This window comes from Arthrobacter sp. KUASC02, from assembly GCF_059739395.1.
In genome coordinates, this window is sequence record NZ_AP046053.1 from 2,652,981 (window position 1) to 2,675,721 (window position 22,741).

Annotated in this window: 22 protein-coding genes; 5 read left to right on the top strand and 17 right to left on the bottom strand. The window is 66.8% G+C overall.

The annotated features are described in order from the left end of the window. Positions 1–30: 30 nt before the first annotated feature. The 4 genes from AC6JAC_RS12270 to AC6JAC_RS12285 form a co-directional block, all read right to left on the bottom strand. Entirely contained in the window at positions 31–234 is a 204-nt protein-coding gene (locus tag AC6JAC_RS12270; RefSeq protein WP_028269391.1) for a hypothetical protein, read from the bottom strand. 64 nt (positions 235–298) lie between these two features. Next, entirely contained in the window at positions 299–2,458 is a 2,160-nt protein-coding gene (locus AC6JAC_RS12275; protein WP_497964854.1) for a bifunctional polysaccharide deacetylase/glycosyltransferase family 2 protein, read from the bottom strand. Positions 2,459–2,460: 2 nt separating this feature from the next. Beyond that, the gene (locus tag AC6JAC_RS12280) at positions 2,461–2,982 is read right to left on the bottom strand and encodes a hypothetical protein (protein ID WP_497964856.1); all 522 of its coding nucleotides are present in this window, start codon (positions 2,980–2,982) and stop codon (positions 2,461–2,463) included. A 58-nt stretch (positions 2,983–3,040) separates the two neighbouring features. Next, on the bottom strand, positions 3,041–4,216 hold the full coding sequence (locus tag AC6JAC_RS12285) for an acyltransferase family protein (RefSeq protein ID WP_231510986.1): 1,176 nt from the start codon (positions 4,214–4,216) through the stop codon (positions 3,041–3,043). Between the two features lie 139 nt (positions 4,217–4,355). Between AC6JAC_RS12285 and AC6JAC_RS12290 the strand changes: the two genes are divergently transcribed. Both AC6JAC_RS12290 and AC6JAC_RS12295 read left to right on the top strand, forming a co-directional pair. Continuing rightward, positions 4,356–4,856, top strand: a complete 501-nt coding sequence (locus tag AC6JAC_RS12290; RefSeq protein WP_197024873.1) for a MarR family winged helix-turn-helix transcriptional regulator — start codon at positions 4,356–4,358, stop codon at positions 4,854–4,856. Continuing rightward, complete coding sequence (locus tag AC6JAC_RS12295; protein WP_497964858.1) at positions 4,853–5,833, top strand: zinc-binding alcohol dehydrogenase family protein; 981 nt, start codon at positions 4,853–4,855, stop codon at positions 5,831–5,833. The genes AC6JAC_RS12290 and AC6JAC_RS12295 overlap by 4 nt, the downstream gene beginning before the upstream one ends. Here AC6JAC_RS12295 and AC6JAC_RS12300 read toward each other — a convergent pair. From AC6JAC_RS12300 to AC6JAC_RS12340, 9 genes are all read right to left on the bottom strand, one after another. Then, a complete protein-coding gene (locus AC6JAC_RS12300; RefSeq protein WP_028269395.1) occupies positions 5,830–7,356 on the bottom strand; it encodes an aldehyde dehydrogenase family protein in 1,527 nt (508 codons plus the stop codon). The two genes, AC6JAC_RS12295 and AC6JAC_RS12300, sit on opposite strands and share 4 nt — an antisense overlap. Next, positions 7,353–8,117, bottom strand: a complete 765-nt coding sequence (locus AC6JAC_RS12305) for an HD domain-containing protein (RefSeq protein ID WP_028269396.1) — start codon at positions 8,115–8,117, stop codon at positions 7,353–7,355. The genes AC6JAC_RS12300 and AC6JAC_RS12305 overlap by 4 nt, the downstream gene beginning before the upstream one ends. A 41-nt stretch (positions 8,118–8,158) precedes the next feature. Continuing rightward, on the bottom strand, positions 8,159–9,490 hold the full coding sequence (locus AC6JAC_RS12310; protein ID WP_156037043.1) for an NAD(P)/FAD-dependent oxidoreductase: 1,332 nt from the start codon (positions 9,488–9,490) through the stop codon (positions 8,159–8,161). Between the two features lie 2 nt (positions 9,491–9,492). After that, positions 9,493–9,813 carry a 2Fe-2S iron-sulfur cluster-binding protein gene (locus AC6JAC_RS12315; protein WP_028269398.1) on the bottom strand — a complete coding sequence of 107 codons (321 nt, stop codon included), beginning with the start codon at positions 9,811–9,813 and terminating at the stop codon, positions 9,493–9,495. A 45-nt stretch (positions 9,814–9,858) separates the two neighbouring features. Next, positions 9,859–10,638: an SDR family NAD(P)-dependent oxidoreductase gene (locus AC6JAC_RS12320; RefSeq protein WP_347896447.1), complete on the bottom strand. Its 780-nt coding sequence runs from the start codon at positions 10,636–10,638 to the stop codon at positions 9,859–9,861. Further along, complete coding sequence (locus AC6JAC_RS12325) at positions 10,631–12,523, bottom strand: PEP-utilizing enzyme (protein WP_028269400.1); 1,893 nt, start codon at positions 12,521–12,523, stop codon at positions 10,631–10,633. The genes AC6JAC_RS12320 and AC6JAC_RS12325 overlap by 8 nt, the downstream gene beginning before the upstream one ends. Positions 12,524–12,590: 67 nt before the next feature. Further along, entirely contained in the window at positions 12,591–13,670 is a 1,080-nt protein-coding gene (locus tag AC6JAC_RS12330; RefSeq protein ID WP_028269401.1) for a PEP/pyruvate-binding domain-containing protein, read from the bottom strand. A gap of 5 nt (positions 13,671–13,675) precedes the next feature. Continuing rightward, positions 13,676–14,953: a cytochrome P450 gene (locus AC6JAC_RS12335; RefSeq protein WP_028269402.1), complete on the bottom strand. Its 1,278-nt coding sequence runs from the start codon at positions 14,951–14,953 to the stop codon at positions 13,676–13,678. 151 nt (positions 14,954–15,104) lie between these two features. After that, a complete protein-coding gene (locus AC6JAC_RS12340; protein ID WP_028269403.1) occupies positions 15,105–15,896 on the bottom strand; it encodes an IclR family transcriptional regulator in 792 nt (263 codons plus the stop codon). A 204-nt stretch (positions 15,897–16,100) separates the two neighbouring features. Here AC6JAC_RS12340 and AC6JAC_RS12345 point away from each other — a divergent pair, with 204 nt between their 5' ends. Beyond that, the gene (locus tag AC6JAC_RS12345) at positions 16,101–17,012 is read left to right on the top strand and encodes an SDR family oxidoreductase (protein WP_028269404.1); all 912 of its coding nucleotides are present in this window, start codon (positions 16,101–16,103) and stop codon (positions 17,010–17,012) included. A gap of 81 nt (positions 17,013–17,093) precedes the next feature. Here AC6JAC_RS12345 and AC6JAC_RS12350 read toward each other — a convergent pair whose 3' ends face one another. From AC6JAC_RS12350 to AC6JAC_RS12365, 4 genes are all read right to left on the bottom strand, one after another. Continuing rightward, complete coding sequence (locus tag AC6JAC_RS12350; protein ID WP_197024885.1) at positions 17,094–17,678, bottom strand: adenylate kinase; 585 nt, start codon at positions 17,676–17,678, stop codon at positions 17,094–17,096. Positions 17,679–17,903: 225 nt separating this feature from the next. Further along, complete coding sequence (locus AC6JAC_RS12355; protein WP_347896440.1) at positions 17,904–18,140, bottom strand: hypothetical protein; 237 nt, start codon at positions 18,138–18,140, stop codon at positions 17,904–17,906. Positions 18,141–18,196: 56 nt separating this feature from the next. Continuing rightward, a complete protein-coding gene (gene pntB, locus AC6JAC_RS12360; RefSeq protein WP_231510987.1) occupies positions 18,197–19,675 on the bottom strand; it encodes a Re/Si-specific NAD(P)(+) transhydrogenase subunit beta in 1,479 nt (492 codons plus the stop codon). Beyond that, positions 19,672–21,228, bottom strand: coding sequence for a Re/Si-specific NAD(P)(+) transhydrogenase subunit alpha (locus AC6JAC_RS12365; RefSeq protein ID WP_028269408.1), 1,557 nt, complete (start codon positions 21,226–21,228; stop codon positions 19,672–19,674). Before AC6JAC_RS12365 ends, pntB begins: the two co-directional genes overlap by 4 nt. 385 nt (positions 21,229–21,613) lie before the next feature. Here AC6JAC_RS12365 and AC6JAC_RS12370 point away from each other — a divergent pair, with 385 nt between their 5' ends. Both AC6JAC_RS12370 and AC6JAC_RS12375 read left to right on the top strand, forming a co-directional pair. Beyond that, entirely contained in the window at positions 21,614–22,405 is a 792-nt protein-coding gene (locus tag AC6JAC_RS12370; protein ID WP_028269409.1) for an NAD(P)-dependent oxidoreductase, read from the top strand. Positions 22,406–22,445: 40 nt separating this feature from the next. Then, entirely contained in the window at positions 22,446–22,724 is a 279-nt protein-coding gene (locus AC6JAC_RS12375; RefSeq protein ID WP_028269410.1) for a YciI family protein, read from the top strand. Positions 22,725–22,741: the final 17 nt, after the last annotated feature.

A 22,741-nucleotide genomic window follows, 5' to 3' on the forward strand; every position in this document is an offset into this window, starting at 1 on the left:
CCCCGGCTTATGTGCCGGCGGCCACGGGGTCTAGTGGGCGGGCGCGGCGACGTCTTCCAGCACGGTCCTGTCGAAAAACCTGATCTCGCCCGTTGCCTCGAAGAACACCGGAACCACTGACGTGCTCGCGTCCTTGGATGTTTCGAAAATTTCGGGCGCACCGCCATGCTTCCGGGCAATGGTTCCCACCAGTTCGGTGCCGCGAACGCGGACGGTTCGGTATTTGTAGCTCACGCTGACTCCTTCGTCGACTAAGGCACACCCTACTCCCTGTGCCAGCCTCCACGGACGGTTCCGGCTACGCCTGACCCTCAGCGGCGGGAGGGACGCGCAGGCTGCCGTACCGCTCCATCCGGTGCCAGCCCAGGTGCACGCCCGCCAGCGCGGTGACCACGGACTGGATTACCACCAGATACATCAACTGCCGGTAGACGAACTGCTGGAGTGGTAGCGTCCACAGCGGCCCGAGCCGTTCCTTGTCCAGCCGGAACGCATACGTGGCCATGAGCATCTGAACCACCAGGAAGACGAGCCAGAGTGCCGCGATCCGGAGCGGATCGAGGAAGATCAGTCCGTAGACAGCAAAGACATCGACCACAGGGGCGAACAGGGGAAGCAGCACCTGGAGAACGAGCAGGTAGCCGAGCCCGCGCCGGCCGAGTTTGCCGGCCGCTCCCCGCTGCACCACCGCGCCGCGGTGCTTCCACATTGCCTGTAATGTGCCGTAGCACCAGCGGTACCGCTGGCGCCACAGGGCGCCGAGGGTGGCAGGGGCCTCGGTCCAGGCCCGCGCGTCGTCCTGGTAGACGACGCGCCAGCCGTCACGGCACAGTGACATGGTGAGATCCGTGTCTTCGGCGAGCGTGTCGTCGCTGACTCCGCCGACCCGCAGGAGGGCGTCCCTGCGGAAGGCACCAATGGCCCCGGGTACGGTTGGCATGCACTCGGCGACGTCGAACAGCCGGCGGTCCAGATTGAAGCCGACGACGTACTCGATGTGCTGCCACGCGCCGAGGATGCCGCCGCGGTTGGCCACCTTGGTGTTACCCGAAATGGCCCCCACGCGCGGGTCAGCGAAAGGCTGGATGAGGGCACGAACCGTGTCCGGCTCGAAGACGGTGTCTCCGTCAACCATCACCACAAGGTCGTGGCTGGCAGCGTCAAGCCCGGCGTTGAGGGCGGACGGCTTGCCCCCGTTCTCCTTCCGGATGACGGTGACGCCCGGCAGGCCAAGGGCTTCCACGATGCCTGCGGTCCCGTCGGTTGAGCCGTCGTCCACCACGATGATCTCAACGGGATGGGTGGAAGCGACGATGGACCGGACCGCGGCTTCAATCCCGACGGCCTCGTTGTAAGCGGGGACAATCACACTCACGGGTTCCGTGATCTCCGGCCTGACCGGCACGTCCATCCGCCGCCGGCCCCGGCTGAGTGTCTGCAGGCGCCGTGCAGCCCTGCTGTGGCGGGCCGCGAACCCGACCACAAGGAATGCCCGGACCAGCGTCACGAGGCCTGCCGCAACGAGCCCCCACGATATGGCGGTGACGACAAAGTCGCTCAACTGGATGCCCCGCACGAACGCCGTTCCGGTCATCTGTTCCGGGGCGGACGCCTCCCGCATGCTGTCAATACCGATCGCGTCACCAACGCTTGTGACGCGATAGCCCTGCCCGGCGAAACGCGACAACGCGGAATCGAGCGCGGCAACGGTCTGTTCCCTGTCACCACCGCCGTCGTGCATCAGGAGCACCTGCCCCTGCGGGCCGGACAGGGCGAGATTTTGCTCGATAGCCGTGGCCCCCGGCCGCCGCCAATCCTCGCTGTCGACGGTGCTCAGCACCGTGATGTAGCCCTCGTCCGCCGACGTGCGCATGGCCGACCAGGTGCTGTCGTTGATCGCATCGTTCCCGGAGCTGTACGGCGGACGCAACAACGAGGTCGCGTGGCCGGTGATTCCGGCGATGGCTTCCTGGGCGCCCTGGACTTCGAGGTCGCGCCGCCACGACGGAGCCGTGCCCAGGTCTGTGTGGGTGAGCGTGTGAACACCAATTTCGTGACCGTCGGCAATGATGCGGCGCATGAGGTCGGGGTTGTCGATCGCCGCCGAACCAACCACAAAGAACGTCGCACGAACGTGGTGTTTCCGCAGGACGTCGAGGATCTGCGGTGTCCAGGCGGGGTCCGGTCCGTCGTCGAACGTCAGCGCGAGCGTATGGTCCGGCGGAGTCACGGTGCGGACCGCCCCGCCGCGGGAGTCGACCACCGGGCCGCCACCGGAGACGGCATCCGGCACGCTACCCGCCGAGGTGCTCGACGGCACGGAGTCATCGCCGATCCCGGCGAGGTGGTGCATGTATCCCTGCACCGCGAGGGCAACGCCCAGGGCAAAGAGGACAGCGATAAGGACGAACCAGTGAGCCCTGACACTGACGGGACCGGACTTGACGGGGCGGCTCACCCTTACGGCTGCGGCGGCGCCGACGGACGCGTGGCCTGGCCCGGCGCCGTCCCGCTCTTGCCTGGCGCCGCCGGCTCCGTTCCGGGTGCGGGTTCTGTCACGGCCTCCGACGGAGGCGCCTTGCGGACTGCAGTACCAGTGTCCGTTCCACCAGCCGCTGGCGTCACCGGAACGGCCGTTGGCCCGGTTGCGGGCGCCTGGAATGCGGTCTGTGCCGCGGGCCCGGCCGGCACAGCCTGCGGGGCCGGGGGCGCGGCCTCGCTGGACGCCGGTGCCGGAGGCGAAGACGGAAGGTCATGGGCCGCGGGAGCTGCGGCGGGAGGCAGCGGCAGGTAGGGCGCGGCGACATTGGACCCGCCGATGAACGCCACCAAAAGGAGGACGACGTACGCCGCCACGAGCCCGAGGGACCCGAGGCCCAGAAGCTTCACCAGCCGCAGGCGCCGCCCTGACTGATCGACAAAGACCGGCCCGCGCGGCTGCGCGGACCCTGGCTGATCGGACGTTTCATCAAAAGCTAGCATCGGGCATCAACCTTAGAGGATCCGCGATCCGCATCCCAAAAGTGTGACCCAAGGCCCATCAAGGCCGGGAGCCGGCCCTGGCCTCATAAAACGCGTCGAAGCGATCCCGCCCGATGCGTCCCAGCTTTTCGACCGTATGCCAGCTGATGACCGCCACCAGCAGGGTCAGCAGGATGGCCGCCACGGACACGAACGGCGGCAGGTCGGCTGTGGATCCGCCGTTGAGCCAGAGAATGACCACATAGTTCCAGAGGTACGCGGCGTAGGAAATGGTGCCCAGAAGCTGCAGGGGTCGCGTCCAGGAAGGCATCACCTGCCAACGGGAAGCGGCCAGCACCACGAGGACAGCCGCGGCAACCATGGCCAGCGGGCCTCCCACGAAGAAGAAGGCCGGAGATTCGTTGGCCTTGGGGAAGAACACCAATGCTGCAAGAACGACGATCGACCCGAAGAGGCCCGCTTGCCTCAGCCGGGGGCCGGAGAACCAGCGGAACACCCGGACCCGGTAGAGGCGCAGCGCCGAACCGACGATCAGCCCGAGGCCCCACGTCGTGGGAAGTGCGTAGACCAGGGAGTGCAGGTGCGGGGCCAGGATCAGCATCCCCAGCACACTGGCTGTCATCAGCGAGATGACGACGGCGGCAGACCAGCGGATCAGCCGCCATTGACGGTTCTTCCGCAGGGCGAGCACCAGCAGCGCCGGCCAGACCAGATAGAACTGTTCCTCCACCGCTAGCGTCCAGAGCGGTCCGATGGCCATGCTGACATCGAACGGAAGCGGCAGGTCTTTGAGATAGCCGAAACCGGCAAGGAGGGTGTAGCCGATGATTCCCTTGGAACGGTCCCCCAGGACGTCGGCCGTCAGTTCCACGATGGCGTAGACGCCAAGGAAGGAAATGAGTGCGGGCAACAGCCGGAAGGCCCGGTGCGCATAGAAACGGCCGTAGCGGACTTTCCGGTGCCGTTCGATATCCCGCAGCAGCACGCCCGTGATCAGGTAGCCGCTCAGCACGAAGAAGACGATGACACCGACAATGCCGGCGCCCTGGAAAAGCCCGGGCCAGGAGTGTCCAAGGAGAACGGCCCCGACGGCGGCTCCGCGAAGGACATCCAGCCCGTCCAGCCTCTGGCGCAGCGTGCTTTGACCGCCGGCCTGACCACCGGAATGCCTACTGGCATGCCCGGCAGCCGGCTCCGCGGCCGTCCCTACCGTTTCTTCAGCTAGCAACGCCAAATGACCTCCGCGGTTTCGGTTTTGTTGGATTTTTCCGGCCGCCGGACCTGATTCCGGGCGCCGCACGTCATCCCATTATCCCCGGTCCGGCTGGACGAAACCTGATTGCAGCCATATGCAATCCAAGGAAGTAGCTTCCATGGAAACTACTTGCTACGGTGTAGCCATGGAAACCAGGGACCACCCCGCCGGCCTCTATCCCCTGTTCAGCGCATTAACGCGGCTTGAAACCGAGCTGTGGGACGCCGTTGACGTCCGCCTGCGCTCGGAGTGCGGCCTGCCCCTCGGCCGGTACGAGGCCATGGCGGTCATCGCCTCCTTGGGAACCTGCCGGGTCTTCGACATAGGATCGGCGCTGGCAATCACTGTGGGCGGCGCCAGCAAGCTCATCGACCGGGTGGAAGCTGCGGGATACTGCTCGCGCAGCATGAACCCCGGCGACCGCCGTTCGTCGCTCCTTGTACTCACCCCGGCCGGGGCCGAAGTTCTTGAGCGGGGCCGCAAAGTGGTGGAGGCCGAACTTGCCAACTGGTTCACTCCGGCCCTGACCACCAGGGACGCCGGCACGCTGCTGGACCTCCTGACACGTGTGCGCACCGCACAGCGGCCGGCACCCGCCCCGAAGGCGGCCGGAGAATGAGCGGCACCATGCGGGCGGTTGTTTTGGACGGTCCGGGGCCCGCCGAGGCCCTGGACATCCGGGAACGACCCATCCCCGTGCCGATGCCCGGCCAGGTCCTCATCCGGGTCCGTGCCTTCGGGTTGAACCGCTCGGAACTGCATACCCGCCTGGGCCTGGCCGAAGGGGTCACCTTTCCGCGTGTGCCGGGGATCGAAGCCGTCGGAGAAGTGGCGGACGCCCCGGGCGGGGAATTCCGCACGGGGCAGAAGGTGGTGACCCTCATGGGCGGGATGGGCCGCGTGTTCGACGGCGGCTACGCCGGGTACACCTGTGTGCCCGCCGGCCAGGTCATTGCCTTCGAGTCAGGACTGCCCTGGTCAACGATCGGCGCCATCCCGGAGATGCTGCAGACCGCCCACGGCTCCCTCACCGTCGGGCTCGACACCAAGCCCGGCCAAAGCCTGCTCATCCGCGGCGGGACCTCATCGGTCGGCATGGCGGCAGCAATACTCGCCAAGCGCCGCGGACTCACCGTCTTGGCGTCCACCCGCGACGAGTCCAAGCGCCAGGCACTCGCTGCGATCGGCGTCGACCATGTGCTCATCGACGACGGCGGCCTGGCCGCCGCGGTGCGCCGGTTCTTCCCCGACGGCGTGGATGCCGCCCTGGAGCTCGTGGGCACCCCGACGCTTCCTGACACGCTGCAGGCAACCCGGATGCACGGCGTCGTCTGCTTCACGGGGATGCTTTCCAACCAGTGGATCGTTCCCGATTTCTATCCCATCGACTACATCCCGCGGGGCGTCCGGCTGACCGCCTACACGGGCGGGGCCGCGGACCTGCCGCCCGCAGTGCTCCAGGAATTCCTGGATGCGGTCAGCGACGGCACGGCGGTGGCGCCCATTGGCAAGGTGTACACGCTGGATGACATCGTCCAGGCGCACACGGACATGGAGGAAAACCGGGTCAGCGGAAAACTCGTCGTCACCACCTAGGGCTTGGCGCGCCGGTGGATCGACTTGTAGCTCAGGTACGCGTTGAGTCCCTCGATCCCGTATTCCGTGCCCAGTCCGGAGTCGTGCCGGCCGCCGAAGGGTGCCGCATGGTTGGAGGCGAAGAAGTTGATGCCCACCGAGCCGGTGTCCATCCGGTCCGCCACGGCCAGGGACGCCTCAGGGTCGCTGCCGAAGACCAGGCCGCCCAGGCCGAACTCCGTGTTGTTCGCCAGTGCGACGGCCTCCTCAACGCTGCCGCCGGCGTCGTCGTACTTCAAAATGCAGAGGACCGGGCCGAAGATTTCCTCGCGGGAGATGCGCATGTCCGCAGTGACGTCGGCGAACACGGTGGGTTCCACGAAGTACCCGCCCTCGAGCCCGCCGCCCAGCGCTGCGGCACGCCCGCCGGTAGTGGCGCGGGCACCTTCCGCAAGCCCCGATTCCACATACTCCAGCACGGTCTTGTACTGGGACTCCGTGGCGCAGGGTCCGAAGACGGTGTCCGGGTCCAGCGGGTCGCCCTGCTTGCCCGCCGCGATGGTCCGGGTGACCATGTCCACGACTTCCTCGTAGCGGCTGGCCGGCGCCAGGATCCGGGTGGAGATGTAGCAGGTCTGCCCGGTGTTGCGCATGGAGGAGCGGATCAGAACCTCGGACATCGCGTCCAGGTCCGCGTCCGGCAGCACGATCGCGCTGGATTTGCCGCCGAGTTCGAGGGTCACGGGGCGGAGCAGCTCGCCGCAGGCCGCGGCGATTTTCCGGCCCACCGGAGTGGAACCCGTGAACGCCACCTTGTCCACGGCCGGGTGCTTCACCAGCGCGTCGCCCAGCCGGCCGGAGCCGGTGACCAGGTTGACGACGCCGGCCGGAACTCCGGCGGCGGCAACGGCGTCAATGATCACGCGGAGGGACAGGGGTGTGGGCGACGCCGGTTTGATGACCACCGTGCACCCGGCCAGCAACGCCGGCGCCAGCTTGATCACCACGAGGTTGATCGGGAAGTTCCAGGGCGCGATCAGTGCGCACACGCCGATCGGTTCGCGCCGGACCACGGATTCGCCGCCGCCTTTGGGGAAGGCCCGGACGTCCTCGCGTTCCAGGTAACCGGCGAGGGAGGCGAAGTAGCGGAAGATGCCTGCGGCGTTGGCGGCGGCCCCGGCGGATTCGGAGACCGGCGATCCGTTCTCGCGGGTGTTCGTCAGCGAGAGTTCTTCGGCGCGCTTCTCCACTTCCTCGGCGATGCGCAGCAGGTACGCCGCCCGCTCGGAGGGCGTCAGCCGCGGCCATTCGCCGTCGTCGAAAGCCCGGCGGGCGGATCCGACGGCGGCGTCCAGGTCTTCGGGGGTTCCGTCCGGGACGGATCCCCAGACTTCGCCCGTGGCCGGATCGATGACCGGGTTGCGGCCGGTGCCGCGTGCCGGGGTCCAGGCGCCGTCGATGAAGATATCGTCCACATGCGTGTACGGCAGGTTCAGCGCGGCACGGGCGGCCAGGGCGGGGACGTCCTGCGTTGCAGCGGTCATCGGATGACCGCCGTCTTGAGCAGGGCGGTGGACCGGTTCAGGTCGGCGGCGGCCATGTCGTGGGCGGCCTGCGTGATGAGTTCCGGCACGATTTCCGCGGCCAGCCGGTCTGTGTAGGTGGCCGGGTCCATCTTGAACCAGGTGGAGGCCAGGGCAATTCCGGCCTGGTCGAAGCGCCATAGCCGGTCGGCGTCGCGCATCAGCGCATCTTCCAGGGAATGGGCCACCGGGCGGGTGTCGTGGCCGTCGATGATCGCGCAGACGCGCTCGATGAAGTCCGGTCCGTAACCCAGGCCCGGGAGCACGCGGCGGGCCACGTCGCAGCCCTGCTTCTCGTGTTCGTAGCGGATGGTGGCCTTGCGCCAGTCCCCCGCGAAGCCTTCGGAGATGATGCGGGACTCGTCCACGTGGGCCCAGCCGGTGTCGTGCAGCAGCGTGGCCACCCGGACCAGCTCGGCGTCGGCCTCGGGGTAGGCACGGCAGAGCCGCTCGGCGAAAGCGAGGGAGATCGGCAGGTGGATGTCGTTGCCGCGGGTGCGGGTCTCGTGCACCACGGCCCGCCAGAGCGAGTCGAGTTCATCCAGCGCCGCCGGGGTGGTGGCGATCGGGGCGGTGTCCACCGGTCCCGGTGCCGGAACTGGGCGGACCGGGTACGCGGCTGCGAAGTCCTCTGCCGTTTGGTTTTTGGCCGCGGGATTGGTGCCGACGTCGGTGACGGCTTCAGTACCGGCCTCGGCAACCGGGGTCTTGGGGGTGGTCATAATGCTCCTTCGGGAGGGGCCGGCTTACGGTCTGGGTGGAGTTAGCTGTCCGTGGTGATCGTCTTGAGGAGTGTTGCCGGGTCCGCGGCGGCGTCGGCGGGGATGTTCCGGCCTTTGGCGAGGGCGTTCTTGACGGCCATGAAGTCCAGCGGGGCGTTGACGCAGTCCGCAGCGATGACCTGGCCCTGCCGGTAGTAGAGGACGCTGAATTTTCCGCGTTCCTCGTCGCGCCGCAGAACCGTGCGGTCGTACCCGTTGCAAAGCCCGGCGATCTGGAGTTTGAGGTCGGCCTGGTTGGACCAGAACCACGGAATGCCGGCGTATTCCTCGCGCCGCCCGGTGAGCGAGTACGCAGCAACTTTGGCGTGCTCGATCGCATTGTTGACGCTTTCGAGCCGGATCCGTTCGCCGGGTTCCGAGCCGGGCACCGGGTTGGGCATGTTGGCGCAGTCGCCGATCGCCACCGTGGTGCCGTCCGAAGCCAGCGCAAACCGGTCCACGACAATCCCGTTGTCCACAGTCAGCTCCAGTTGTTCGGCCAGCTGGGTGTTGGGGATGACCCCGATGCCCACCAGGACGATCTGGGCGGGCAGCACCGTGCCGTCCTGGAGTTCGACGCCGGCGACTGACGTCTGTTTGTCACCTTCGGCGGAGGCCGCCCTGAAGCGCGCGGCACTCGTGTTCAGCCGGATGTCGAGGCCGCGGGCGCGGTGGGCCTGCAGGAAGTACTCGGCGGTTTCCTCGCCGACAGCGCGGCCCACCAGCCGCGGACCGAATTCCAGCACGGTGACGTTCTTCCCCATTTTCTGCAGGCTGGATGCGGCTTCGAGCCCGATGAACCCGCCGCCGATCACCACGACGTCTTTCGCGTCCCCCACCCGGGCCTTGAGCGCCAGGGCGTCGTCCGCGTTGCGAAGGTACAGCACGCCGTCGAGGTCGCCGCCGTCAATCTCCAGCTTCCGGGCGCGGGCACCCACGGTGAGGGCCAGCCTTTTGAAGGGGAACTGCCTGCCCGAGGAAGCGTGCGCGACCCCTGACCCGTCGGCGTCCCTGTCGATCCTGACGATGTATTCGCCCTTGACCAGGTCAACGTTGTGTTCGGCCCAGTACTCGTTCGAACGGAAGATCAGGGATTCGCTCTCCACCGTCCCCTGCAGGAACTCCTTCGAGAGGGCGGGGCGCTGGTAGGGGCGGTGGTCCTCGTCGCCGAGCAGGGTGATGTGCTCGTCAAAACCGAGCGCGCGGAGGGAGACTGCGAGCTGGACACCGGACTGGCTTGCGCCGATGATCAGCAGGCCCGTGCGCGTGGGAACTGCGGTGGTTCCGGTGCCGGCCGCGACGGGTGCCGGCTGCTCGGCAGTGTGCGTGCCCATCGCTACACCTGGGTTTCCGGGGTGGTGACAAACAGGTCGAGCTCGTCCGTCAGCCGGAGCTGGCAGGACAGCCGCGAGTTGTCCTCGCGGTCCACGGCGGTGCCGTAGAGCATCTCGTCCTCCATGTCCTCCATCGGGGGAAGCTTGGACAGGCAGTCCTCGCGGACAAAGACGTGGCAGGTGGCGCAGGACAGCGATCCGCCGCATTCGGCCACGATGCCGGGGACGCCGTTGCGCACGGCGGTTTCCATGACGGAGTCGCCGGGATTGCCCTGGACGTCGCGGACTTCGCCCTCGGCGTCGGTGAAATGAACCGTTGGCATTGGTTCTCCTTGGGTTGAAAGCGGAATGTTGGCTAAAGGTGAGGGTCAGATGAACTGGCGGCCGCCGTCGACCACCATGGTCTGCCCGGTGTAATAGGAACTGTCCGGCCCGGCCAGGAAGAGCGCCGCGCCCACGATGTCCTCCGGCTGGCTGGCCCGCTTGATCGCTCCGCGGTCCACACCGTAGTTCTCGGCGTTCTCCATCAGCCCGTAGCTGGCCTCGGTGAGCGTGAAGCCGGGGGCGATCGCGTTGACCGTGATCCCCCGCCGGCCCAGTTCCTTGGCCATGACCCGGGTCAGGGCCACCACGCCGCCTTTGGATGCGACATAGTGCAGCCACTGTTCCGAGCCGCTGAAGATCGTGGCGCTGGAGAGGTTGATGACGCGCCCGCCCTCGGGCAGGTAGGGGCTCGCGGCGCGGGTCACCAGCCAGGGGCCTTTGAGGTTCACGTTCATCACCAGGTCCCATTCGGCCGGGTCGATGTCCTCGAACGGGCTCCGGGTCACCCCCGCGTACACCGCCGCGTTGTTAAGAACGACGTCGATGCTTCCGTTGCCGAAGTCGGCGCAGCTTTTCGCGAGGTCCTCGGTGGACTCCACGCTGGTGACATCGGCCGGGAAGGCGGCTGCTTCGCCGCCGGCTTCGCGGACCAGTTTCGCCGTCTGCTCGGCGCCTTCGAGGTTGATGTCGGCCACCGCCACCCGGTAGCCGCGGCCGGCGAAACCGAGCGCGAACGCCCGGCCCAGCCCGCCCGCGGCACCGGTGATGAGGACGGTCTTCCCTGCTTCGGGCATGGGGACGTCGGGCATGGACACGTCAGACATGGCTGTGGCTGTGGGAGTGCGCCCCGGGACCGGCGGCCAGGAGTTCGGGTTCTCCGGCCTCGGGAACCAGCGCGTCGAGGATCTGGACGGTGCCCTTGGTGCCGTCAACGCGGAGCCGCTGGCCGGTCTTGATGGTGGTGGACGCCGACCCGGTGCCGGTGACGGCCGGAAGGCCGTACTCGCGGCAGACGATGGCAGCGTGGCTCATCATGCCGCCGATGTCCGTGACGGTGGCCTTGATCTTGCCGAAGATCGGGCCCCACGATGGGGCCGTCACGGTGGCGACAAGGATTTCGCCCTGCTGCACCTCGGAAAGCTGGTCGGCGTCGGTGACCACGCGGGCCAGGCCCTCCACGACTCCGGGCGAGGCCGCCATGCCGCGGAGGCCGCCGCCTTCCACCGCTTCGCCGGCGCCCAGCCACTGCTGGACCTGCTCGGTGGTGATGCCCCAGAGCATCCGGGTGAAGGGCTCGGTGATGGACTCCGGCGGCGTGTTCAGCGCGGGGGCCGGCCGCGCGGTCTTGAGCGCGTCCACGATGCCGCGGCGGCGTTCGATTTCCTCCGGCCAGAAGTCCGGGCCGATGGGCTTGGCCCCAACGCCCCAGCCGGTGACCAGGTCAAAGAGTGCGTCCCGGACCTCGTTGCGGCCCAGGTACAGCAGGTCGTCGGGCCGGGTCCAGAAGCCCTCCGCGTGCATCATGCGGGAGAGCTCGCGGATCTTGCGCCAGAAAACGCCCATGGTCCAGTGCTCGATGTAGAAGTTGTGGTTCTCCACGTACGGGTAGGCGGTGGCAGCGAGGCCGCGCTTGGCATCGAACAGGGCCTGGTTTTCACCTTCGAGGAGCTCACGGTATTCCTCGATGATGCGGTCGCGCTCGGCAATCAGGGCTTCCACCGGGCGCATGATTTCCTGGCCTTCGTCCACGCGGCGGATGTAGTCCGCGATGTAGCCGAGCGGGATTTCCTGGTGCTCGTTCCAGTACTTGTCGTGGCCGTAGAACCCGTTGCCCACGGTGAAGTTGAACCACGGGTCCTTGGCACCTTCATACTGCGCCATCCAGCGCTCCCCGCCCGGTGCGGCGGCGATGGCACCCAAGGTGGCATCGACGTCGTCCGTGTTGCCGAAGTGTCCCTGCAGCTGCAGTTCGACGGCGAGCTTGGCGAGCTGCTTGAGCTCGTCGTCCGGCCGGAAGAGTTCCATGTCCACGCCCTGCACCATGGTGGCGATGGACTGGTCCGGGATGTTGGGGAAGACCTGCTTGCAGAAGTTGAAGAAATCCAGGTAAGCGATGTAGCCCAGGTTCAGGAACTCGAAGTGGTACTGCCAGTTCTGGTACGCGAGCTGGATGAGGCGGTCATAGCTTTCGAGCAGCTTTTCGGACCCGTCCTTTCCCTTGCCGGAAAGGATGTCCTCCATCGGGACCATGTCCGGGAGCTTGGGGAAGGAGATGGTTTCCATTTCGTCGATGGTGCCCTTGACCTTCACGTGCCACTGCTTAAGCAGCTGGTCCCAGTTCTGGAAGTAGTGGCCCACGCGCTGTTCGAACAGGGGCACGCGGGCGGCGATCTGGTCCTCGGGGACCGGGATCGGCGACATGTAGAGGTAGCCCAGGTGGACGCGGAATTCTATGCCGTTGGCGTTGGGGATCATCAGGTGCCGGGCGTTGTACTGGCCCAGGCACTTCACCGCGAATTCGCCGCCGATGGTTTCGAAGGGCTTGTACACGGTGGGCCAGTGCTGGCTGTCGCAGAACCAGAACTTGGCGTCCTCCTGCTCCTTGAGCTTGTCCTGGAAGACCAGATAGTAGGGGTAGATCTTTTCCCAGCCCTCTGCGCCGGCGGGGACCGGGAGCTCGGACGGCTTGGGGAAGGACTTCAGGGACATGGCGGTCCTTTCAAGAGGGCTCGACGGTGAGCCTGGGTGGGGTGGAGCCTGGTGGGTGTTCTGGCGCTTAGACGGACGGCTTGAGCGTGCCTGCACTGAATCCGCTGAAGTAGCCGCCGGAGACGACCGGCTGCGGGGCGGTGTGCGTGGCCGGCTTGGAGGAGTGCACGGTTTCCGGCCGGGACTGGAGCAGGAGCAGGTTTTCGCCGTCGGGCAGGTCCGTATCAAGGGCCCATTCGATGTCCTGCGGGCACTTGTAGTGCTTCTCAGCGCGTTTGGCCATCTGCGCGACGGCGCTGAGTTCGGCGTCGGTGAGGCTGCGGCGTCCACGGCGTTCGGCGTCGACTTCCCGCTCCACCAGGCGGCCGGCCGCGGCGTCCGGGACCAGTTCGGCGTGCTTGTCCCCGAGGTGTTCGGAGATGACGGCCAGGGTGACCTTGTCCAGCATGATGTTGTCCGGGGTGACCTGGCCGGAGACCACCATTTCACCCACCCCGTAGGAGGAGTCGATGGTGATCTTGGAGCGGTCGCCGTTGGTGGGGTCCATGGTGATCGCAACGCCGGAGACGCGGGCATTGACCATCTTCTGCACCACCACGGCCATCGAGAGGCCCTCGTTGGGGATGTTGTTTTTGAGCCGGTAAATGATGGCACGGGAGGTGAACAGCGAGGCCCAGCATTGCCGGATGTGCTCGGTGACGGCCTTGACGCCGTCGAGCCAGAGGTAGGTGTCCTGCTGGCCGGCGAAGGAGGCATCCGGAAGGTCCTCGGCAGTGGCGCTGGAGCGGACGGCCACCGGGACCGGCGCGTCGAAGCGGGACATCAGGGCCTCGTAGGCGGTGATGGTGAGCTCACGCAGGACCTGCGGCACCGGGCGGGAGCAGATGTCCTCGCGGATGGCGGCGGAGACCTTGTCCACCTGGCCCATGTCTTCGGGGTCCAGGCCGGCAAGCAGCTGATGGATATGCCGGGTGATCCCGGCTTCCTCCATAAAGGCGTCGAATTGCGCCGTGGTGACCACGAAGCCCGGCGGGACGGGCATGCCGGCCGCAGTCATCGTGACCAGGGAGGCACCCTTGCCGCCGAGGTTTTCAAGCTTCGGTTCGACGCCGCCGTCGAAGAACTGGACGTATTCGTTGCTGTGCATCGTTTTCAGGCCTTCCAGCTGACGGGGACGGTCTCGGGGACACGGAAGGAGAGGTTCTCGCGGAAGGCGATGGCTTCCGGTTCCTCCAGCCGCAGCTCCGGGGCGAGCCGGGCCACCTCTTCAAGGGCGATTTTTGCCTGGAGCTTGGCGAGCATATTGCCCAGGCAGTAGTGGATTCCGAATCCGAACGAGAGGTGCTCGCGGGCGTTGGGACGGGTGATGTCGAAATTCTCGCCGTCGGTGAACTTGTTCTCGTCGCGGTTGGCGGAGCCCATCAGGAGCAGGAGCTGCGCGCCTTCTTCGATCGCAACACCGCCCACTTCAGCGTCCTTGAGGGCCTTGCGCCGCCAGCCGACGATCGACCCGGCGTAGCGCAGGACCTCGTCGATGGCGGCGGGGATCTTCTTGGGCTCCGCCACCAGCTGCTGCCACTGCTCGGGGCGGGCCAGGAGTTCGCGGAGGGCGTTGGAGATCAGCGTGGTGGTTGTCTCGTGGCCGGCAAAGAGCAGGCTGTAGAGGACGGAGGCGATCTCGTGGTCCGAGATGTCGGCGCCGTCCTGCTGCGCTTTGACGAGGTCCGCGGTGAGGTTGTCGCCGCCCTTCTCCTTGGCTTCTGCAACGAGGCGCTGGCATTCCTGCCAGTACTCCACGAGGTTGTGGGCGTGCGGGATCTGTTCCTCGTCAGAGAGGTCGCCCCAGGTCATCGCGGCGCGGGAATCGCTCCAGCGCTTGAACGTGTCCACCTGGGACACGTCCGCGCCTATGAGGGTGAGGATGGTGATGGTGGGGACGTCGTAGGCGAGGTCCTTGACCATGTCGCCCCGGCGTTCCGGCCGGGCCAGCATCCTTTCGAGCAGTTCGACGACGTTCTGGCGGATGAAGGGTTCCAGCGCCTTGTAGCGGCGGGGCGTGAAGGCCTTCTGGACCACGGCGCGGATGCGGGTGTGTTCCGGCGGGCGGCGGGCGGACAGGCCGGAGTAGGCGGTGAAGCCGCCGTCGTCCATGATCTTCTTCGCGGCGGCGCCCCGTTCGCGGACGGGGGCCTGGGCGTTCTCGCTGGAGAAGGTCTCCCAGTCCTCGAAGACGGCCTTGATGTCGTCATAGCGGGAGACGACATAGAGGCCCACGCGCTCGTCGAACATGACGGGCTGCTCGGCCCGGAGTTCGGCATAGGCGGGGAAGGGATCCTGCATCTGGAACGGCTCGTAGCCGTGGTGCCCGGCGGGGGCTTCGGCGCCGTGGCCATAGGGACAGCGGCCGGCCGTTTCAGTCGACGATGACATCTGGGCTCCTTGGTTTTCGGTCCCGCCGGCGGCGTCAGTGCCTGCCGGGGGTTCTTGTTCACCAGTGTGGCCCCGATCACCAGCAGCCGACAGCATCGGCTTCCACTCAGTGGAAACCAGTTTGTTTCAGCCCTCGCAGGCCGGGGACGGCTCAGTCCGTGCCGTCATGGCTGCCCAGCAGCGTCTCCAGCGGGATCCGGGCTGTGGCCCGCTCAATCTGGGCGGCGATGCCCCGCAGGACGGGCAGGTGCCGGGTCATCGTGGCGGCCTGGGTGGTGGGCAGCACAAGGCCGATCGATGCCCCGATCCTGCCGGTATGGAAAACCGGGACGGCGATGGAGCAGGAGCCCAGCCGGACTTCCTCCAGGGTGGTGGCGTAGCCCTGTTCATGGATTTGGGCCAGCTCCTCGGCCAGCTTCCTGGGATCCACGTGGGTGTGCGCGGTATGCCGCTCCAGCTGCCGGTTCAGGTAGGCGTCCCGGACCCAGTCCTCCTCGAAGGCGAGGATGACCTTGCCGACGGCGGTCGCGTGCATGGGCAGCCTGCCGCCGACCCGGCCGGCGCGGGGTACCCGCTTGGAGCCGTAGACGCGGTCGATGTACAGCACCTCATGCCCGGCCCGGACCGCCAGGTGCGCGGTTTCACCGGTGAGCGAGAAGAGGTCCTGAACGTAGGGCCGGGCGGCGTCCCGGAGCTGCCGCCCGGTGTTCTGGGCGAGCTCCCAGAGGCGGATGCCGAGCTGGTAGCGGCCGTTGGGCTCACGGGAGAGGAGTCCCCAGTCCGTGAGCTCGTTGACCAGCCGATGGGCGGTGCTCAGGGGCAGGCCGGATTTTTGGCCGATGTCGGTCAGGCTGAGGGCACCCCGGGATTTTTCGAAGGCTTCCAGGATGGACAGGACCTTCGAGGTCACGGTTCTGCCGGGTTCGCTGCTGCCTCCCGCCATCGTGGCTCCTTCTCCGGTACGTGCCCGCTGCTGTGCAATCTGCGGGCCGCCTCCCGGCAGCCCGATCAGAGTCTAGCCTGCAGCCCTGGGGCGTCCTTTCGCAGCGCCACTTGCGGCTTCCCCCGGCCTGAGTAGATTTGCCTTACCCAGGGTGTCCGCCCGTTCCGCTTCACCCCGCTTCACCCCACGTCACCGGAGGCGACCATGACAAGCGTTGGACCTGTGCTTGTGGTTGGCGGCACCGGCATGCTCGGAAGCCAGGTGGTGTGGCAGCTGCTGTCAGCGGGAAAGCAGGTCCGTGCCCTGGTACGTCCGGGCTCCGACGCCACACGCCTCGAAGCTGCCGGTGCCACCATCGCCCGGGGCGACATGATGGACCTTGACTCCCTGGTCCGCGCGATGGACGGTGCCGATAGCGTGGTCACCTCGGCGGCCGGCTATACACGGCACAGCAAAGGCGACTCCCCGCAGATCGACACCATAGGGAACAGCAACCTCGCCGAAGCCGCCAGCCGGACCCGCGTGCGCCGGTTCGTGCTGACAAGCATCCTCACCTGTGACCAGACACCGGAAGTTCCGCACTTCTGGCATAAGAAGCTGGCCGAGGACCGGCTCGAGCAACTCGGCGTCCCGTTCGTCGCGCTGCGGCCGGGTGCCTTCCTGGACCAGGTCACCCGGTTTGGCGGGGACCCGTTCAGCAAAGGGCGCCTCACCTGGCTCGGGTCCGCCCGGGTCCCGTTGACTTTCGTACTCTCATCCGACCTGGCCGGTTACCTGGCCGCCGCCACGGATCTGCCCGCAGTGGAGGGGCAGCGCATCGATATCGGCTGGGACCGGCCTGTCAGCATGCAGGACGTTGCGGACATTTCGGGCCGGCTCCTCGGCAGGCGCATCCGGGTCCGAACCATCCCCGGCAGGCTCATCCGGGCCGCTGGTTCGGCGCTCGGGCCGGTCAACCCCATGATCAAGGACATGGGAGCCATGGCCGCCTGGTTCGAGTCCGGCCGCTACGTTGCAGACACCGGCCGGCAACGCGAAGTCTTTGGCCCGGTGCCTACCGCCGAAGACGCCATAACCCGCCTTATCAAGGGCCTCGGGCACGCAGTGAGCGGCTGAGCGGCTAACCGGCTTAGCAGGGTCAAAAAGGCGGGATGACGACGGCGGAGGAACCGCCGTCGTCATCCCTTCATTGCTGTTCTACAGTCCGCGGACGGGCACGCTGAGCACGTCGTCTATGCTGCCCAGGACCCGGTCCGTGACTTCCTCGATTCCGCCGATCCCGTCCACCCGGGTGAGGATCCCGCGCTCCGCATACTTGGCCACCACGGCCTCCGTCTGCTGGTGGTACAGGTCCAGCCGGTGGCGGATGACGCCTTCGTTGTCGTCGCTCCGGCCGGTTTCCCTGGCCCGGCCCAGCAGGCGGGTAACCAGTTCCTCGTCGTCCGCTGTCAGCTGGAGAACCACGCTGAGGGCCTGGCTGGAAGCGGCGAGGATCCCGTCGAGGTACTCCACCTGTGCCACCGTGCGGGGATAACCGTCCAGCAGGAAGCCTTCAGTGGCATCGTCCTGGCTGAGCCTGTCCCGGACCATTTCATTCGTGACGCTGTCCGGCACGAAGTCTCCGTTATCCATGTATTTCCGGGCCTCAACGCCGAGCGGCGTGCCGCCCTTGACGTTGGCGCGGAAGATGTCGCCGGTTGAGATCGCCACCACGCCGAGGCGTTCGGAAATCCGTTCCGCCTGCGTTCCCTTGCCGGAACCGGGCGGACCAATAATCAGCATTCTCGTCATTCGGTATTCCTTTGCTGGCTATATGGACGTCTTCGTCCTGGCCCGATGCTCCTGACCCGACGCTTGCGGCCGGGCTGCATCGGCGCCTCACTGCAGAGTACGACGGCGGGGGCTCCCCGCCGTCGTACTCTGCCCTTTTGTGCTGTTACCGGTAGTGATGATGCAGTGAGCGGCGGCGCCCAGGCGCCGCGCGTACGGTGAACCCCGGACCCGTTGTCAGCGGGGTTCGGGCGTTTCGCCGTTCGCGACCGCCTCGATCCAGTCGACGGCCTCGTCCGAGAAATAGAACCCCGACGGACCGTTCTGACCAACCCACCATGCATCGCCGGCAACGTCGCCTCCGGCATTGGTGATCTCCGTGACCATCTCCGCCGGAACCGCGTCACCGTTGTTCGCAATAAGCCATTCCCTGGCCGACGGCTTCAGCCGCGGCCACCATTGCTCCATAGTCATGGCCGCAGTCTGCCACTTCGGCGGCAATTGCACGACCATCCCGGAACGGTTCCCTGCTAGAACGCGCGGAGGATGTCTTCGACGCGGGCTTTGGCGTCGCCGAAGAGCATTTGCGAGTTGTCGCGGTAGAAGAGGGGGTTCTGGACGCCGGCGTAGCCTGCGGCCATCGACCTCTTGAACACCACGACGTTGTCGGCTTCCCATACCCGCAGTACGGGCATGCCCGCGATGGGGCTGGACGGGTCCTCGGCCGCGGCGGGGTTGACGGTGTCGTTCGCCCCGATCACCAGGACCACCGAGGTCCCGTCTAGGTCCTCGTTGATCTCGTCCATTTCAAGGACGATGTCGTACGGGACCTTTGCCTCGGCGAGGAGCACGTTCATGTGTCCGGGCAGGCGGCCGGCCACCGGGTGGATGCCGAACCTGACGTTCACGCCGCGTTCGCGGAGCTGGTGGGCGAGTTCGGCGACGGGGTACTGGGCCTGGGCGACGGCCATGCCGTAGCCGGGGGTGATGACGACGGACGAGGCGTTGGCCAGCATTTCCGCGGTGGCCTGGGCCGTGATTTCGCGGTGCTCGCCGTGGTCTGTGTCTCCATTCGTGGTGGGAGCGGCGATGCCGAAGCCGCCGGCGATCACGGAGATGAAGGACCGGTTCATGGCCTTGCACATGATGTAGGACAGGTAGGCACCGGAGGAGCCCACCAGGGCGCCGGTGATGATGAGCAGGTCGTTGTTGAGCAGGAAGCCCGCGGCTGCCGCGGCCCAGCCGGAGTAGCTGTTGAGCATGGACACCACCACAGGCATGTCCCCGCCGCCGATGGAGGCGACCAGGTGCCAGCCCAGCCCCAGGGCGAGGATGGTGACAACGATCAGGAGCCACAGCTGGGAGTCGTTGACGTACCAGACCGTGAGGGCGACGAACGCGACGAGGGCGCCGAGGTTGATGGCGTTCTTCCCCGGCAGCATCAGCGGTGAGGATTTCATCCGGGCCGAGAGTTTCAGGAACGCCACGATGGAGCCGGTGAAGGTCACCGCGCCGATGAAGACACCGATGAAGACCTCGGCATGGTGGACGGCCATCAGGTCCGGGGACAGCCCGGGGGCTTCGAGGTGCCCGTTCCAGCCGACGAGTACCGCGGCGAGGCCAACGAAGCTGTGCAGCAGGGCGATGAGTTCGGGCATGCCCGTCATCTCCACCACACGGGCGCGCCAGAGTCCGATGGCGCCGCCGACCAGTACCGCGGCCAGGAGCAGGATGAGCCCGGTCAGGCCGTGGCCCGTGCCCCAGGCGCCCTGCACGGTCAGCCAGACGGTGGCCGCCAGGGCGATGACCATCCCGGCAATGCCGTAGATGACCCCTGCCCGGGCCTTTTCATGTTTGCTCAGCCCGGCAAGGCTGAGGATGAACAGCAGGGCCGCGACGATGTAGGCCGCCCCCGCGATGGAGTCGGCGGTCAACGGACCGGAGACGGTGTCGGACACGGTAAAGCTCCTCGTTAGGATTCCTGCTGCGGTTTCGGGTACGGCGCTCATGAACGTGCCTTGTCACCGCGGGAGAACATCGCGAGCATCCGCCGGGTGACAGCGAACCCGCCGAAAATGTTGATACTGGCCAGCAGGACCGCGACGGCGGCGAGAACCTGCATGACGGGGTTCTCGGAGGTGACCTGCAGCAGGGCACCGACCACGATGATCCCGGAGATGGCGTTGGTGACCGACATCAGCGGGGTGTGAAGGGCATGGTGCACCTTCCCGATGACGTAGAAGCCCACCACGATCGAGAGCATCAGCACCGTGAAATGCTGCGGCAGCGGAGCCGGCGCCACCGTGTTGACCACAAACAACGCGGCGATGCCCGCGGCAAAGAGTCCGGCCTTGCCGGCGGCGCTGAGGCCTTCCTTCTTCTTCGGCGCAGTGCCTTCCGCGGCTGTAGTCTGCGTCTGCGCCGTCGGTGCGGCGGAGACCTGGACCGGCGGCGGCGGCCAGGTCTTCTCCCCGTCGCGCACCACGGTCACTGAACGCTGCACGACGTCGTCGAAATCGATCCGCAGCTGGCCGTCCTTCTCCTTCGTCAGGAGCTTGAGCAGGTTCAGCATGTTCGTCCCGTACAGCTGGGACGCCTGCGCCGGCAACCGGGCCGGGAGGTCGGTGTAACCAAGGATCACCACACCGTTCTCCGTGACCACGCGCTCCCCGGCCACCGAGCCTTCCACGTTCCCGCCCTGCCCGGCAGCCATGTCAACGATCACGCTGCCGGACTTCATGCCGGCCACGTCCTCGGCCGTGAGCAGCTTCGGCGCCGGACGCCCCGGGATCAGGGCCGTGGTGATGATGATGTCCACGTCCCGTGCCTGCTCGGAATAGATCTCGGCTGCGCGCCGGTTATACGCCTCGGACGTGGCCTTGGCATAGCCGTCGGCGGACTTCATCTCTTCTTCCACCTCGACCTTGAGGTAGGTTCCGCCGATGGACTTCACCTGGTCGGCCACCTCGGGCCGCGGGTCGGTCGCACGGACGATCGCACCGAGGCTGGACGCAGCACCGATCGCGGCCAGCCCGGCGACACCGGCACCGGCCACCAGGACCTTGGCCGGCGGAACCTTGCCCGCCGCAGTCACCTGGCCGGTGAAGAACCGGCCGAATTCGTGGGCTGCCTCAATCACGGCGCGGTACCCGGCAATGTTCGCCATCGAACTCAGCACGTCCATCGACTGCGCCCGCGAGATGCGCGGCACGGCATCCAGCGCCAGCGCCGTGATCGGCCGCGCGGCCAGTGCCTCCACCAGTTCCGGACGCAGCGCCGGGCTCAGCGTACCGATCAGCGTGGCGCCGTCGGCCAGCCGGCCGATCTCCTCCTCGGTGGGCGGATTGATCCGCAACACCACGTCACTGCCCCACGCGTCATCGGCGCCGACAATCAGCGCACCCGCCGCCTCGTAGGCGTCGTCACGGAATGACGCGGACTCCCCCGCACCCTTCTCGACCACAACCTCGTAGCCCAACCCCAACAACTGCCCGACGGTGGCAGGCGTTGCCGCCACCCTCGTCTCGCGACCCAACTCGGCCACAATGCCAATACGTGTCACGTTCACTCTCCCTCATCCATACAAAAAGCCCGGACCGCTGTACCGCGGCCGGGCGAACCGACATTGGTTCATTTCTTCAGGGACCTACCAGACGGAACTTCGTCAAGCAAAGCTCGATCCGCCTGTCAGACAGGGACCCGTCAACCGAAAGCTGACGGTCCCTAAGACTCATGCCCAGTATGCCTTAATGCCGCTACGAAACGTTTTCCATGACGACGGCGAGGCCTTGGCCGACGCCGATGCAGATCGCGGCCCTACATTGGCTTCCCGCGCGTGCTCAACGCCCTGACCCAGCTCAAAGAGGTCATGGCGGAGCGCGGCATGGCCCCTGAATCCACCGACTAGCCCATCCCCGCATTTCCCTCATCACCCCTAAGGAACGTTCATGCATTTGGTAATAGGACTCGGACCCATCGGCGGAAACATCGGCGCCCACCTGGCCGAACTGGGACAGGAGGTTTATGGCTACGACTTCAACCAGGAACGCATCCGCGAATGGTCGGCGGAGAACAAGTCGCCTGCCGGCAGCGACATGGCAGCTGTTCACTGGTCCTCAGTGGACAGTGTGCACATCGCGGTGCGGCTCGCGGACCAGGTCTCGTCAGTATTTGAGGCGCTCAAGGTACAGACGGCGCAGCCGTTGACGGTCTTTGTCCACACCACGCTGGCCCCCGCCGATGCCCGCGGAATCTTCTCGTCCGCCCCGGAGAACTGGCGCGCGTTCGAGGCCCCGGTCTCGGGGGGACCCCAGGGGGCACGTCAGGGCTCGATGACCATCTTCCTGGCCGGGCCCGCCCCCACCGACGCCGAAGACGCGCTGCTGGCCGAGATCTCCGGCCGCGTCTTCCGGATGGAATCCTACGGCCAGCCCGCCCTGGTCAAACTCCTCAACAACACCCTGGCCACCTACAACCTGGCCGCCACAGCACGCATGCTTAACCTCGCGGCCGAACACGGCGTGCCGGCGAAGAACCTCTTCGAAGTCATCGGCGTCTCCACCGGCCAGAGCTGGATGAGCGACAACCTCATCGACGTCCAGTACGACCTCCTCCTGAAGGACGTCGGACTGCTCCGCGGCGAACTCGGCTCGCTGCCCACCGGGCACCTGAACGAGGATGTGGAACAGGCCATCCTCCAGGCACGCACTGCCCTGGGCGCCGACACCCCGGTCCGGTAGGCACGAAGTCCGGGCCGTGGCCCGGAGTAGGATCACCCACATGGAATTCGTCGTGATGTACAGCGTGCGTGCAGGGACCGACCGCTCGCGCTTGATGGAAACGTTCCCCCGCCACAAGGCCTTTTACGAGGCCTTCCGCGCAGCCGGCGGCGGACTCATCGCGCTGGGCCCGTTCCAAACGACGGATCCCGCCGCCGGGTCCATGGGCATCTTCAGCTCCCGCGAGGATGCCGAGCGGTTCATCGCCGAAGATCCGTTCGTCACGGAGGGTCTCGCGGAGCCACGCATCCTCGACTGGAACGCCGTGCGTTTCGAGTAGGTGCTGGGTCCGCTGCC

Bases quoted from the DNA above. Each gene is read 5' to 3' on its own strand.
- AC6JAC_RS12320 (WP_347896447.1), bottom strand. From the start codon at position 10,638: ATGTCTGACGTGTCCATGCCCGACGTCCCCATGCCCGAAGCAGGGAAG.
- AC6JAC_RS12305 (WP_028269396.1), bottom strand. From the start codon at position 8,117: ATGACCACCCCCAAGACCCCGGTTGCCGAGGCCGGTACTGAAGCCGTC.
- AC6JAC_RS12375 (WP_028269410.1), top strand. From the start codon at position 22,446: ATGGAATTCGTCGTGATGTACAGCGTGCGTGCAGGGACCGACCGCTCG.
- AC6JAC_RS12325 (WP_028269400.1), bottom strand. From the start codon at position 12,523: ATGTCCCTGAAGTCCTTCCCCAAGCCGTCCGAGCTCCCGGTCCCCGCC.
- AC6JAC_RS12350 (WP_197024885.1), bottom strand. From the start codon at position 17,678: ATGCTGATTATTGGTCCGCCCGGTTCCGGCAAGGGAACGCAGGCGGAA.
- AC6JAC_RS12340 (WP_028269403.1), bottom strand. From the start codon at position 15,896: ATGGCGGGAGGCAGCAGCGAACCCGGCAGAACCGTGACCTCGAAGGTC.
- AC6JAC_RS12370 (WP_028269409.1), top strand. From the start codon at position 21,614: ATGCATTTGGTAATAGGACTCGGACCCATCGGCGGAAACATCGGCGCC.
- AC6JAC_RS12300 (WP_028269395.1), bottom strand. From the start codon at position 7,356: ATGACCGCTGCAACGCAGGACGTCCCCGCCCTGGCCGCCCGTGCCGCG.
- AC6JAC_RS12295 (WP_497964858.1), top strand. From the start codon at position 4,853: ATGAGCGGCACCATGCGGGCGGTTGTTTTGGACGGTCCGGGGCCCGCC.
- AC6JAC_RS12290 (WP_197024873.1), top strand. From the start codon at position 4,356: ATGGAAACTACTTGCTACGGTGTAGCCATGGAAACCAGGGACCACCCC.
- AC6JAC_RS12335 (WP_028269402.1), bottom strand. From the start codon at position 14,953: ATGTCATCGTCGACTGAAACGGCCGGCCGCTGTCCCTATGGCCACGGC.
- AC6JAC_RS12280 (WP_497964856.1), bottom strand. From the start codon at position 2,982: ATGCTAGCTTTTGATGAAACGTCCGATCAGCCAGGGTCCGCGCAGCCG.
- pntB (WP_231510987.1), bottom strand. From the start codon at position 19,675: ATGAGCGCCGTACCCGAAACCGCAGCAGGAATCCTAACGAGGAGCTTT.
- AC6JAC_RS12355 (WP_347896440.1), bottom strand. From the start codon at position 18,140: ATGACTATGGAGCAATGGTGGCCGCGGCTGAAGCCGTCGGCCAGGGAA.
- AC6JAC_RS12330 (WP_028269401.1), bottom strand. From the start codon at position 13,670: ATGCACAGCAACGAATACGTCCAGTTCTTCGACGGCGGCGTCGAACCG.
- AC6JAC_RS12315 (WP_028269398.1), bottom strand. From the start codon at position 9,813: ATGCCAACGGTTCATTTCACCGACGCCGAGGGCGAAGTCCGCGACGTC.
- AC6JAC_RS12310 (WP_156037043.1), bottom strand. From the start codon at position 9,490: ATGGGCACGCACACTGCCGAGCAGCCGGCACCCGTCGCGGCCGGCACC.
- AC6JAC_RS12345 (WP_028269404.1), top strand. From the start codon at position 16,101: ATGACAAGCGTTGGACCTGTGCTTGTGGTTGGCGGCACCGGCATGCTC.